The organism is Peribacillus sp. B65 (assembly GCF_058513295.1).
In genome coordinates this window covers 2,599,279-2,613,361 of the sequence record NZ_CP195840.1, presented here as the reverse complement: position 1 = coordinate 2,613,361, position 14,083 = coordinate 2,599,279, and the positions used below count along the sequence as shown (strand labels likewise).

Genomic DNA, 14,083 nt, shown 5'->3' with positions numbered 1-14,083 from the left:
GATTCTGCTCCTTTTGTTTTTTTTGCTACAAATAAAGCCGGCCCATCGGGGGCCGGCTTTATATTTAGATATCCGTTGAAAACATATACTTCTTATAGTGATACCGAATGCTGAATATTAAGCCCATGGCCATCATGTTCCCCATTAGCGAGCTTCCTCCATAACTGACAAATGGAAGCGGAATCCCAGTTATTGGTAAAAGACCTACAGTCATGCCGATATTTTGAAAAACGTGAAACGTCAACATGCTTATAACGCCAACACAGATATATGTATAGAAGTTATTTTTCGTGTCCATTCCCGTTTTTGTTATATGGTAAATCAATAGGAAAAACAAGGAAATAATGATACTTGATCCGATGAAGCCGAATTCTTCACCGATGATGCTGAAAATGAAATCCGAATGACTCTCAGGCAAATACACTTCCCTCGAGCCGATTCCCTTGCCTGTGGTCTGGCCGGAGCCGATGGCCAGTAAAGATTTGGTTAAGTGATATCCTTCGGAGCTGGCATAATTATATGGATCCAGCCAAGAATAGATACGGCCGAATTGATAGGATTTTACCCCTAGGTATTTTTCCAGGATTTCCGGCTTCCAAAGTACAAAGTACAGGACCGCTGAAGCGACGACAATTCCTCCCGAAACGATTGGCAGCAGGATCTTCCACGTTACCCCTGAGATGAAAATCATTCCGAGCATGATGGACATGATGACAAGCGAGGTGCCTAAATCCGGCTGTTGCATGATTAACAATAAGGGGGCACCGGTCACAAGACCGATTTTAATAAGCAGCCAGATATCCGTTTGAATCGTTTTCAGCGTGTTTTTGAGATGATGGTTTGAGATGACATTCGCTAAAGCCAGGATGAGGAAAACCTTCATGAATTCCGATGGCTGAATCGAACCGATTCCCGGAATGATGAACCAACTTTTCGCACCATTCCGGACAGGAACGATGCTTTCCGGCATAATGATCAGCAAAAAAAGCAAAAACAATCCGAAGCCATAGGCGTACCAAGATATTTTTTTCAACTGATCAGAATCCAAGGTGATGAAACCTAATACGATTCCGATTCCAACTATATACCAAAAAATTTGTTTAATTAAGAAGTTTTCAGCGTACTGTCCAGTCGTTTGGGCACTATAGATTGCTAAGCAACTTCCAACGCATAATAACAGCAATATTGTGACCAAAGAAAAATCTATTCGTGATGAAAATTTATTTTGTTCTTCCATACTTAACTCTCCCTTAAAAAGGCTCCTGCGATATATCTATAAATACACTTATTCATTATACTTTAAACAAATAAAATCACAACTATATAGAAGAATAGTTTACAGGCTTCATGGAGTTATTTCCATGAAGCCTGTATGCAGAGAGAGCTATGCATGTGATTCCTTTGATTTTCTCCGTTTCAGCAATAAGCTGACCAATCCATGGTTTTGGGAAAAGAGAAAGGCCATTCCGAATAATATGGCGGCCGACCCCACCATGCAGCCTGAAATCGAGGCATCCAAAATGGTGGCAGAATAGTAGCCGATGACGGAACTTAGCACCCCTACCCCGATACTGACCAATATCATGCTGCTTAAACGGTCTGACAGCAGGTATGCTGTTGCCGCAGGTATGATGAGCATTCCAACTACTAAAATGGAACCTACACTATCAAAAGAAGCTACAGTTGTCAGTGAGATGAGGCTCATCAATAAGTAATGGAAGAACAGTACAGGAATACCCATTGCAGCCGCAAGTGACGGATCAAAAGACACGAGTTTAAACTGTTTGAAGAAAAGGAAGATCAGTACGAGATTCAGGATGAAACAACTGCCGACTATCCAAACAGCTTTTGGTCCAGCCTCGATTCCCGCGATTGTCATCGTATTCCAGGGAGTATAGGCTATTTCGCCATATAGGACATGTTCCAGGTCAAAATCTATTTGTTGCGTATACAGGCTCACGAGTACGATCCCCGTTGCAAAAAGGGAAGTGAATACAATCCCGATCGCTGCGTCGGATTGAACGCCCGACGATTGGAAAAGCTGGATCAAGAATACGGTAAGCAATCCGAGCGCAGCAGCCCCTATCAGCATTGGAACGGAATCACGGGTTCCGGTTATTAAAAATGCCAATACGATTCCCGGCAAAACGGAATGACTGATTGCATCTCCAATCAACGTCATTTTCCTGACTATCAAAAAACACCCTAATACACTGCAAGAACCCGCCACTAATGCTCCGACTAAGATAATCCAAAAATCATTCATGATGTGTGGCTCCCTTTCCTTCTATCCTGTTCGAGAGAATATTTCTTTTTCGTCGAAACCCTTCTCCATACAGATGAAAGCACTCCGCGTTTAGGTGCAAAAAGCATGGAAAAGAAAAACCATACCGTCGCGGATAAGACAATTAACGGTCCTGTTGGCAAATCATTGACCGATGTACTGATCAACGTACCAGACACACCGCTCAACATTCCGAATATACCAGACAGGATGACCATGATATGCAGGCGCTCCGTCCAATATCTCGCGGATACCGCAGGCGTTATCAGTAAAGATGCCATCAATACGACACCTACAGCCTGGATACCGATCACTACAGCTGCCACGATCAGCATCATGATGAAATAATCCAGAAAAACAACCGGTAATCCCATCCCCTTAGCAAACCCAGGGTCAAAGGAAAGTAATTTGAATTCTTTAAAAAATACGGTACAAGTGAATATGAGAATAAAAGAAACCGTCATCATCATATACACATCGGACATGACCATTGACGCCGTCTGCCCGAATAAAAACGTATCCAATCCACTCTGGTTTCCATACTCGCTCTGCTGGATCTGCGTAAGCATGACAATTCCGAAGCCAAAGAAGGAAGATAAGACGATTCCCAATGCCGCATCCTGCTTGATCTTACTGTATCTCGTAAGCACACTGATCAAGAAGACAGCCACTAAGCCAGCCAGTGCGGCACCTATTAGAAAGTAGGAAGTGGATTTCACTCCAGTTAACATAAAGGCCACACAGATACCGGGTAATGCTGCATGTGCGAGCGTGTCACCAAGCAAAGACTGCTTTCTGAGGTAGGCAAAGCTGCCGATGACCCCGCTGCTTAATCCGAGAAACATCGTGCCAAGCAATATCCACCTTGTATTTGGATCAGTAATAATATCCAGTATGTTCATCGTGTACACCTCATTTTAATAAAAGGCCGGATTTTGTGTCTGATAGTATCGCTAGGCGGCCTCCATATGTTTCCTGTAAGTATTCGGGAATGAACACTTCCTCTGTCGGACCTATTTTCATCACCTTTTTATTCAATAACATCGTCCAGTCGAAATATTCCTTCACGGTGGATAGATCATGGTGCACAACCAGGACGGTTTTGCCTTTTTCCTTCAATTCCATCAGCAATTGTATGATTGCTTTCTCCGTTGCGGCATCCACCCCTACGAACGGTTCATCCATAAAATAAATATCCGCTTCCTGTGCCAATGCACGGGCCAGGAATATCCGTTGCTGCTGCCCGCCTGATAGCTGGCTGATCTGGCGGTTAGCATATTCAGCCATCCCCACCTTTTCCAGGCACTCCATCCCCTTCTGCCTTTCGGACTTCCCTGGCCGCTTCAGCCATCCGAGATGACCATATCTGCCCATCATCACGACATCGAGTGCGTTGGTCGGAAAATCCCAATCCACTGACTCCCGCTGTGGTACATAACCGATACTCTTCCTCATCGATTTATAAGTAGATCCTTTTATTGTGATTTGCCCCGATATTTTTGGAATCAATTCGAGTATTCCCTTTATCAAAGTGGACTTCCCTGCTCCATTGGGGCCTATGATACCAATTAAATTTCCTTCCGGCACCTCAAACGAGACATCTTCGACAACCGGCTTCTTATGATAAGCAATCGTTAAATTTTCGACCTTCAAAGCTGCTTGATTCATAGTTTCTCCCCCTTATTTCAATGCACGGACGATGGTGTCTGTATTATGACGGACCATTCCGATATACGTTCCTTCTTCCGTCCCTTTTTCACCCATTGCATCCGAGAACAATTCCCCGCCGATTTCCACTTTGTGACCCTGCTTACCTGCCCCTTGAATGACAGCCTCGATAGCCTTCCTTGGTACGCTTGACTCAATGAAAATCGCTTTTATTTTGTTCTCCACAAGATAATTACGCATATCCGTCACATCTTTTGATCCATATTCCGATAAAGTATTGATCCCTTGGAGCCCTCTTACATCCAGGCCATATGACTGCCCGTAGTATCCAAAAGCATCATGTGCTGTAACGAGAACCCGTTGATCTTCCGGTACTTTATTAATTTCCTCTTGAACATATTTATCAAGTTCCTCCAATTGCAGGACGTACTCCTCATAATTTTCACGATACTCTGCTTCATGTTCCCGATCATTGGCAATCAATTCTTTCTTAACTGCCTCCGCCGCAACGATCCAAAGCTTTACATCAAACCATACGTGGGGATCATGGTCCGTTGCACTCACTTTACGAAGCTGGTTCTCCTTAAAGTCCTCCGTTACGGCAATCGTCGGTTTATCCTTACTCATCATTTCAAATATATCCGTCATTTTCCCTTCAAGATGCAATCCGTTATAAAAAATCATATCAGCCGAATCCAGTGTCTTAACATCACCCTGTGTCGCTTTATATAGATGGGGGTCGACTCCCGGTCCCATTAAACTGGTGACCTCGACATGTTTACCGCCGATATTCTCAACCAAATCCCCAATCATTCCCGTTGTTGTAACGACATTTAGCTTGCCATTGCCTTTATCCCTATCGGCTGTATCATTACCGCACCCCGTTAAAATCAGCAATGCAGCAAGCACACCCCCAATAGATTTTAGAAAACCCATCCATATTCCCTCCTCTTTTTCATTTCCCTAAAAATGTTTGCCGAACGCAAAATTAAGTGTAAATTTTTTTACATTGTCGTAAATGCTAAAAAGTTTCCTCTACACAACTTATTTTATACTATACACAAATATACAAAAAAAGTGCAACTATTTTTTAAACATTTCAAAAAGGCGAATGACTTTTACACACAATAAAAACTGTCAGGAATCTCACTAGGGAGCTCCCTGACAGCCAGTCATTCCGTACATGATACGTAACGATGAAGTTATATTTATATTGTGGAGTTTTAATGGTGAATATAATATAGGGGAGCTATTTCTGGACGACATGAAATTCACGAGTAAATGTGTGAATTTCACGAGTAAAATGCCAAAATTCACGAGTAAACGTGGTAATACCGCGGAATTCTTGACTGGCATTGCCACTCATTTTTCCTGTTTCAATGAAATTGCCAAGTACGCAAATCCCAATTCGATTCCGCAAAGCACAACCAGGGTGATTAAAGTTTGGAACATCATGATTTCCTCCTCCTCTAAGACTTAAACAAATCTTAAAGGATGAAACCAATACCAGAACAAGACCTTATTTGAAGAAATCTTCAGCAGTCCCACACTGTTCCCTTGCCCTGAAATGGGTTTCATACTGTACAATAAAAAAAAAGAAAAAACGGTGATACCATGACAAATATTAAAGAAATAGCTCAATGTGCTGGTGTATCTGTCTCAACAGTGTCTCGTGTATTGAATGATCATCCATATGTAAGCCCCGATAAAAGAAAGAGCGTCTTAGAAGCGATCAATCGTTTGAATTATACGAGAAACATCAACGCCATTCATCTTTCAAAAGGCAAGACCAATCTTATCGGCATCATCATCCCCTTCAACAATCACCCATATTACGGGGCAATCGTTAACGGAATCACTAAACAGGCAAATGCAATCGGCTGTCATATCGTCATCTTTCAAACAAATTATGATAGAGAGAAAGAAATCCAGGCTTTTAATATGCTGCAAATGAAGCAGCTCGATGGCATTATCGTTTGTTCAAGGATTTCAGAAATGAAAATCCTCTTGGAATATCAAAAATACGGACCGATTATTTTATGTGAAGATACAGCTCAGGCTGAATTCTCATCCATCAGCATTGATCATTATGCAGCTTTCTCCTGTGCCCTTGAGTACGTGATCGCTAAAGGATATAAGAAAATCGGATACAGCCTCGGCCGTAAAAAAAGCAGAAATAGTTCCCACCGCACAAAAGCCTTTAACGATATCATGAGTAAACATCAACTGATAAACAATAAAGAATGGCTGTTTGAAGGCAGTTATCACATCAAAGACGGTGAACAATTGTTTCAGGAATGGAATTCGATGATGGATAAACCTGAAGCCATCATCATCACGAATGATGACACGGCGGCAGGATTCATTCTTACCGCTAAGAAATCGGGTATAAGGGTACCGGAAGATGTGGCCATTCTCGGCTTCAATAATGATAGCCTTGGCGAAATGCTCGACATCACGACCATTTCCTTACCGCTGGAATGGATTGGGAAAATGGCAGTGGACCTATTTGAGAATCCTGGAGAGGTCAAACATGTAAAACTGGACTACGCCCTAATAAAAAGGAAAACCGTTTAGTTATCAGGATGCTTTATTTTAGTATATCGTCACTTGAATTCTTCCTTACTGCCATCATTCAACTAGGAAAAAATAACCACCTAAAATAATCATTGCGATATCCCAGAAGTTATTTTATAATTTTGATATAGTAAAGTTTACTCAATTACTAGCAATCTATTAACGATTGCATGAATTTCATGAGTACAATCGTCCGACGTCACCTATTAAACTGACGCAAACGATTATAGAAAATTGAATACTTCCTCATTTACCGATGAGTTAGAGGCTGCAGCTTATAAAAGTAAAACGGACGAGATTCTGGAAAATTAAAGACTCCGTTTGAAAGGATAAGTTGCCGAAGTTAGGGTATATTCCATGTATATTCTTGCTGGCGGTGTAACCGAACAGGAACACCACTGTCACGTTTTTTCAGAAAAGCGTGGGGAGCTATCTTCGGAAGGATAAACGGGTTTATTATAAACAGCCGTCGATCTTTTTCGACTGCTGTTTTTTTATTTTTCGTTCCCTTCCAATAAAAAGGAGTGTAACATCAATTGTCAAATTCACAATCACCATCAAGCCCTACTGAACTGAAAAGGAGCCTGAAAGCGCGTCATTTAATGATGATTTCATTAGGTGGAACGATTGGAACAGGTTTATTTTTAGCTAGTGGCGGGGCCATTCATTCAGCCGGACCCGGCGGTGCCTTGGTGGCATACGCAATCATCGGCATCATGGTTTATTACTTAATGACAAGTCTTGCAGAAATGGCAGCGTTCATGCCAGTGGCCGGTTCGTTCCGTGTCTATGCATCCAAATTCGTCGATCCGTCTTTCGGTTTTGCGATTGGTTGGAACTACTGGTATAACTGGGCAATCACCATTGCTGCCGAATTGGCAGCCGTTGTCTTAATTATGAAGTTCTGGTTCCCGGATAGCCCTTCAATTATCTGGAGTGCCATTGCGTTAATCATTATGTTTCTTATCAATTACATGTCAGTTAAAGGTTTCGGGGAAACAGAATTCTGGTTTGCCATGATCAAGGTCGTGACAGTCGTCATATTCTTGATCACGGGTGTACTGATCATTCTCGGAATCATGGGTGGCAAAGACCCAATCGGTTTTTCCAATTTCACAATGGGCGAAGGTCCCTTTAACGGAGGATTCTTCACGATTCTAGGCGTATTCATGGCTGCCGGCTTTTCATTCCAAGGTACGGAATTGCTTGGAGTGACTGCAGGTGAAAGTGAGGATCCAGAAAAAAATATCCCAAAAGCGATCAGATCCGTTTTCTGGCGTATCATCTTATTCTATATCTTAGCCATTTTTGTAATTGGCATGATCATTCCGTTTACCGATTCACGTTTATTGAGTGAAGATGTTGCCGTAAGTCCATTTACGCTTGTATTTGAAAGGGCCGGCCTTGCATTTGCTGCATCCATCATGAACGCGATCATTTTATCATCCGTACTCTCAGCCGGTAACTCTGGCATGTACGCTTCAACCCGTATGCTATGGGACTTGGCACGTGATGGTAAAGCACCGAAATTCCTAGGCAAGTTAGATAAAAGAGGAGTACCCGTGAATGCCCTTATCGTGACTTCTTTAGTTGGCTGCGTTGCATTCTTAGCTTCGTTTTTCGGTGATGGCGTCGTTTATATCTGGTTATTGAACGCTTCAGGCATGGCGGGATTCGTCACCTGGGTAGGGATTGCGATTGCCCATTATCGGTTCCGCAAAGCCTACGCAGCTCAAGGCCTTGATATGAATGCTTTACCATTCCGGGCAAAAGGCTTCCCATTCGGGCCTATATTCGCACTTGTCCTTTGTATTATCATTATTATCGGACAAGGCTATCAAGCTTTCAGCAGCGATGGGATCGACTGGAATTCAATGTTCGTTTCCTACATTGGCTTGATTCTATTTTTCGTCTTATGGTTCGGCTATAAAATTAAGCACAAAACGAAAATCATTCCGCTTGAGGAATGTGACCTTAAATCAAAATAATACGCAAAGGACCTGTTCTTCCTAATCGAAGAAGAACAGGTCCTTTTTTCATTTCAATTGATAAACACGGCATTCATATGGTTGCAGGGGTTTGCTGGAGATTCCTTCTTCCTCCTGATCATAATTGCCGATCAGCTTTGTGGCAGAATATGCATGCAGCTCTTCAGGCAAAGTATAGGAGGCCTGCTCTTCTTTAAAGTTGCATAGCACCAACAGCTTTTCTTCTTCCAACGATCTCGTGTAGGCAAATATTCGTTCATCATCCGGGAACAGCAGTTCAAAACGGCCATAAACGACGATATCATGTTCCTTGCGTAATTGGATAAGCTTTTTATAAAAATGAAAAATGGAATTGTGATCATTGTAGGCCTTTTCTGCATTAATCTCGGGGAAATTGGGATTAACCTTAATCCAAGGAGTCCCTTGCGTGAATCCTGCGTTCCGGGAGTCATTCCACTGAATCGGTGTTCTCGCATTATCTCGGCTGCGGGCGTGAATGGCTGACATCATCCGCTCTTTTGACCAGCCATGAGAATTGACTAGTTCGTCATATGAATTCAATGTTTCGATATCCCGGTATTCATCGATGCTTTCAAATGCAACATTGGTCATGCCCAGCTCTTCCCCTTGATATATATAAGGTGTACCCTGAAGCATATGAAGACAAGCAGCAAGCATCTTAGCGCTTTCAATACGATACTTTCCATCATTACCAAACCTTGAGACAACCCGGGGCTGATCATGGTTGTTCCAGTATAAACTGTTCCAGCCATCCCCCTCCAAACCAGTCTGCCACTTGGAAAGAATTCGCTTTAAATCGGTAAGCTTCCACTTATCATTACTCCACTTTCCTTCAGGCCCTCTCCCCAAATCCATATGTTCGAATTGAAAGACCATATGTAGCTCACCACGATCTTTACCTGTGAACAATTGTGCGTCCTCCGGTGTGACGCCTGGCATCTCCCCAACCGTAATCACCTCATACCCAGAAAGCGCCCGTTGATTGATTTCCTGTAAAAACTCATGTATGCGCGGGCCATTCAGGAAAAATGGGCTTCCGTCACCAAACTGCTTCTCATGGCGAACGGCTCCATCCGAATAGCTTTGATCTTTTGATAGGAAGTTGATGACATCCATCCGGAAGCCATCGACACCCTTATCCAGCCACCATGTCATGATACTGTAGATTTCTTCACGGAGCTTAGGGTTCTCCCAGTTTAAATCCGGTTGTTTCCTGCTGAATAAATGTAAATAATATTCATCGGTTCCTTCATCATATTCCCATGCCGAACCTTTAAAAATGGACTCCCAATTATTTGGCTCCTTCCCATTCCTGCCAGGTTTCCAAATATAATAATCACGTTTCGGATTATCTTTTGAGGATCGCGATTCCTCGAACCACGGATGTTCGTCTGAAGAATGGTTGACCACCAGGTCCATCATGATCTTCATTCCACGTTCATGAACTGCCGTCAACAACCTATCGAAGTCAGCCATTGTCCCGAATTCAGTCATGATTGATTTATAATCACTGATATCGTACCCATTGTCATCATTGGGAGATTGGTAAACTGGGGATAGCCATATCACGTTCACACCCAGTTCTTGTAAATAATCGAGTTTCATCAATATCCCGTTTATATCCCCTATCCCATCACCATCACTATCCATAAAACTCCTTGGATACACTTGATACACAACTGCCTCTTTCCACCATGCTTTGTCCATGCTTTTCCCCCTTTTTAGCCGCATTAGCACAATCATTACACCAATACCCTATTATAAAGGGGGAAACTCCAGAATATTCTACTTTTATTCAGCTATTCCCGTTTGAATCATTTCAATATCCAGATCGACCTCGATCGGAATATCGGGATATGCCTCCTCCCAATGTTTTTGATCGAAATTTCTTGTTTTACTTTTAGCATGATCACCGAGTGCAAGCGGATCTATATTGTTCTCCTGAAACATGGTTACCATCTCATTTAATTTTTTACCAATGATCCGCTCGGCCCTGGCCTCTATTCTATTCAGGTCGACCGCTTTGCCCAAGTCATAGCCATGGACCTCCAGCAGACTCGCTTTCATTTTCACTCCAATCCTGACCTTGGGGTCTTGATTGGCATTCGAAATATGATAATGGACACGTGACTCCACGTTATTGATATCGGTAAAGTCATTTTCCTTCCATTTAATTTCATAACTCCCCAGCTTAAAGTTTTCACTAAGGACTTTATATAAAAAGCCGTCTTCATAAGGGATATATTTACCGATATAACGATCCTTTTTAAACAAGGCGATCCCTCTCACCCGTATTTGGTCTCCTGTTGTTTCCAATAAAGGCATGACCGGATCGATTCCTTTACCATGATACGCATATAAATACCTGTGAAGATCTACATCAGGCAAATTAGTCCTTATATTCTGTTCGATCAGCTCTTTCACTTGAACTCCTGGAGTTTTAATCAACTTCGGCTCCATTTTAACTACATCCTCCGCTTTGCCATGAACGACCGCTAAATACAAATCCCTTCCCACCATTGGGTCACGCCTATATGTATCGACATAATCATTCAACCCCTTACTTGCCAATTCTTCACCATATAGAATGACTGACAGTCTCCCGCCGACAATCGGGTATGGTGTTTTTGCATTTTCTTGCTGGCGGGCCGCCTTTATATCATGGGAGTTCGCTTCATATACTTCTTTACCCAGATCTGCTTCCTCCCCAGGCTGAGGAACACTGACAACGACCGTACCTTTGATTCTTTTCTCTTCGGCATCATCATAACCAACGACTTCAGCAATTAATATATCTTCTAATATTTGCTTTTCCACGCCGCACGCCGTCATCAAAAAGCCTGATAATATTATAAAGAGTAGTTTGATTTTCATGATTTATGCCCCCTGACTTTATAGACGATCGACTGCCATAGGAATAGGAGTGGAAGATACAAATAAACGATATAAAAACCAATTTGCGAACTGATCGTGTTAAATTTATCGATTCTATAGCGGTTATCCAAAAAAATGCAAGAAACTAAGATGATGATCAGAATGAAAACCAACATCTTTTTCTGTCTTAATCCAAATACTCTTTTTGCTGTCCTGCTTGCTGCCCAAACCCCTATGCAAACATTCGGCAGCACCATGAACAGCCAAACGGAAATCCCTATGTATTCGAACCTTTCAATGAATGGAAGGTCTACGATTTTCCATAACGTCAAAGTTGCCCAAATTACATCTTTCAGCTGATCTTGATGATAGTAGGCTAATGAAACAACAATCGATACTAAATAAATCGACATAGTAAACAACGCCCCTAAGTGGGCCCACTTTTGAGATTTTTCACGATTTTTAATGAAAGGATAATAAATGAGGAGCAATTCAAAGCCAAGGTAATTCAGGGTCATTTTCTTACAGGCCTTCATGATTGCCAAAAAGGAATGATCAAGAAATGGACCCAAATTTTCAAAGTGGGCAAACTTCAATGGGAAATAATTCAAAAGGAATAATGGCGATCCGATAATAAGCCCGATTATGCAAAAACCGGTAATGACCCTGAAACCTCCCTCCACAAAACTATACACGAGCATAAGAATGATGGTTGTTAGCATCAGGACATTGACACCAGGGAACATCCAAACCTGAATGACTTCTAAATAAGTCCTGATAAGAATGATGGAGATCATTATAAAGTAGAGGATGAATAAAATATTGAAAGCATTTCCGACCCATTTACCAAATAAATCCTTGTGGATGGCGACCAAGTCAATTGTTTGGGGACCCCTGCCTAAAAGCTTGAAACACATCCAAAGCAGAACATTTATGATCAACCCTGATATGAGGACCGATATCCATGCGTCTTGGCCAGCCTCTTTCGCTATGATCCGTTCAAACCCCAATATCCCTACTCCAATCTGCATGCCCGGCATCAGAAAAAAAACAAAAAATGGAGATATTTGTTTAGTTTCATTTGGTTTGACTTCCATACCTTCTCACCGCTTTCTATACCTTATTCATCGATATCATTATGGGAGTTTCGCGTTTCCGCCTCCTTCCTTATCCTTATTGGATTTTCCGTCCGCAGAAACTGCGGGCGTTTTTTCTGTTTTGAAAAAGGGAGGCGAATCAGACTATCTTTAAAGTCATGAATTCTTAAGGGGTAAAGCGGGTCTAAATATGGACTGCCAAGCGAAGTCAATTTCAATAAATGACTTAAAATGAAGGCACTGCATAACGCTATTCCAAACAGCCCGTATAACTGGGCTGCAATTAGAAAGGGGAAGCGGATAAGACGAATCGTATTGCTGATTTGATAAATCGGCACCGTAAATGAAGCCAAGGCAGCCAAAGCGACAAGCATCAACAAGACATTACTGACAAATCCCGCTTCCACAGCGGCTGTACCGATGACTATACCGCCAACAATGCCGATGGTAGAGCCAACCTTAGCAGGCAGCCTGACCGCCGCTTCCCTCAGCAATTCGATCGTCCCTTCCAGCACGATCGCTTCCAAGATCGGCGGAAAAGGGATCACTCCCCTGGATGATATTAAGATTGGCAGCAAATCCGTTGGAATCACTTGATAATGATAGGTTAAAACGGCCACATACAGAGGTGAAGACAAAACGGAAAACAGCACTGCGAAAAGCCGAATCAAACGGAATGAAGTACCGAGATTCCAAATTTGAAAATAATCTTCAAATGACGAGAAGAATGAAATGATGGTATTTGGACCAACCAATGCATGAGGAGACCCATCCAGCATGATCCCTATTTTCCCTTCCGATAATACACTGGCCAGATGATCAGGCCGCTCCGTGTCAATCAATTGGGGAAACATCGAATTCCGATTATCCGTGATCATCTGGCTTACAAACGAAATATCGACGATTGTATCATATTCTATATCTTCAATTCTCTGCATGACTGTCTTAATGATCTTTTGATTTACCACCCCATCTATGTAGAGTACCGCTATCCTTGTTTGCGAGATGCTCCCGACCCGAAATTCCTTGGACTGCAATTCAGGAGTGGGCAACCGGTTACGGATCAGATTCAAATTAGAATCAAGCGATTCAACAAAGGCCTCCTTGGACCCAACGACGGTATACTCCGACTCGGGTGTGGAAATTTGCCTTTTCACACTGTGAACACATGGAATGAGCAAAAATATTTCATCATCTTGCTTGTATTGGATCATGATCGATCCTGCCAAAACCAACCTTTGAATGTCTTTTAGATCAGCAGTCAATTTCATATCTTCCATCGGAATATCGCCTTTTAGTTGCTTAAGATCCTTCTTTGGTTGATTCGACATGACTGCCAATACTTGTTCATGAAGCTGTTGTGCACTAACCAGTGAATTGAAGTAGGAGATGATATAGCCATCATCATTCGGGAATTGGAAGGTAAGAAAATCATCAGATGCCTTAAATTTTTTAAGGAGTTCCTGAAAATCCTTGGAAGTAACCTGAAAGGATGCTTCATCCATTTTCCCCCTGCCCTTAAAAAACCTCACCATCCCACCCCCATTACCTTTCAAAAGTTTTTTAGTTCATTC

The 14,083-nt window shown here is 42.3% G+C and carries 11 protein-coding genes and 1 riboswitch; of the genes, 2 read left to right on the top strand and 9 right to left on the bottom strand.

The window, feature by feature from the left end:
* Positions 1-64: 64 nt before the first annotated feature.
* The 5 genes from ACSR9O_RS12760 to ACSR9O_RS12740 all read right to left on the bottom strand — a co-directional run bounded on the left by ACSR9O_RS12760 (position 65) and on the right by ACSR9O_RS12740 (position 4,888).
* Positions 65-1,237, bottom strand: coding sequence for an FtsW/RodA/SpoVE family cell cycle protein (locus tag ACSR9O_RS12760; RefSeq protein ID WP_101223666.1), 1,173 nt, complete (start codon positions 1,235-1,237; stop codon positions 65-67).
* Positions 1,238-1,384: 147 nt separating this feature from the next.
* Positions 1,385-2,266, bottom strand: coding sequence for a metal ABC transporter permease (locus ACSR9O_RS12755; protein WP_491724474.1), 882 nt, complete (start codon positions 2,264-2,266; stop codon positions 1,385-1,387).
* Positions 2,263-3,186, bottom strand: a complete 924-nt coding sequence (locus ACSR9O_RS12750; protein ID WP_101223668.1) for a metal ABC transporter permease — start codon at positions 3,184-3,186, stop codon at positions 2,263-2,265. Before ACSR9O_RS12750 ends, ACSR9O_RS12755 begins: the two co-directional genes overlap by 4 nt.
* A 10-nt stretch (positions 3,187-3,196) precedes the next feature.
* The gene (locus ACSR9O_RS12745; protein WP_101223669.1) at positions 3,197-3,952 is read right to left on the bottom strand and encodes a metal ABC transporter ATP-binding protein; all 756 of its coding nucleotides are present in this window, start codon (positions 3,950-3,952) and stop codon (positions 3,197-3,199) included.
* Between the two features lie 12 nt (positions 3,953-3,964).
* Positions 3,965-4,888, bottom strand: coding sequence for a metal ABC transporter solute-binding protein, Zn/Mn family (locus ACSR9O_RS12740; protein ID WP_101223670.1), 924 nt, complete (start codon positions 4,886-4,888; stop codon positions 3,965-3,967).
* A gap of 678 nt (positions 4,889-5,566) precedes the next feature.
* Here ACSR9O_RS12740 and ACSR9O_RS12735 point away from each other — a divergent pair.
* Positions 5,567-6,529 (top strand): LacI family DNA-binding transcriptional regulator, encoded by a 963-nt coding sequence (locus ACSR9O_RS12735; protein ID WP_101223671.1) that lies wholly within the window; start codon positions 5,567-5,569, stop codon positions 6,527-6,529.
* Between the two features lie 254 nt (positions 6,530-6,783).
* Positions 6,784-6,969, top strand: a riboswitch (Lysine riboswitch).
* A gap of 96 nt (positions 6,970-7,065) precedes the next feature.
* Positions 7,066-8,517: an amino acid permease gene (locus ACSR9O_RS12730; RefSeq protein WP_230176186.1), complete on the top strand. Its 1,452-nt coding sequence runs from the start codon at positions 7,066-7,068 to the stop codon at positions 8,515-8,517.
* 48 nt (positions 8,518-8,565) lie between these two features.
* Here the strand turns inward: ACSR9O_RS12730 and ACSR9O_RS12725 are convergent, their stop codons facing one another.
* The 4 genes from ACSR9O_RS12725 to ACSR9O_RS12710 all read right to left on the bottom strand — a co-directional run bounded on the left by ACSR9O_RS12725 (position 8,566) and on the right by ACSR9O_RS12710 (position 14,044).
* Complete coding sequence (locus tag ACSR9O_RS12725) at positions 8,566-10,245, bottom strand: glycoside hydrolase family 13 protein (protein ID WP_491724473.1); 1,680 nt, start codon at positions 10,243-10,245, stop codon at positions 8,566-8,568.
* 84 nt (positions 10,246-10,329) lie between these two features.
* A complete protein-coding gene (locus tag ACSR9O_RS12720) occupies positions 10,330-11,412 on the bottom strand; it encodes a Ger(x)C family spore germination protein (protein ID WP_230176184.1) in 1,083 nt (360 codons plus the stop codon).
* Positions 11,409-12,509, bottom strand: coding sequence for a GerAB/ArcD/ProY family transporter (locus ACSR9O_RS12715; RefSeq protein WP_230176183.1), 1,101 nt, complete (start codon positions 12,507-12,509; stop codon positions 11,409-11,411). The genes ACSR9O_RS12720 and ACSR9O_RS12715 overlap by 4 nt, the downstream gene beginning before the upstream one ends.
* A gap of 23 nt (positions 12,510-12,532) precedes the next feature.
* A complete protein-coding gene (locus ACSR9O_RS12710) occupies positions 12,533-14,044 on the bottom strand; it encodes a spore germination protein (protein WP_230176182.1) in 1,512 nt (503 codons plus the stop codon).
* Positions 14,045-14,083: the final 39 nt, after the last annotated feature.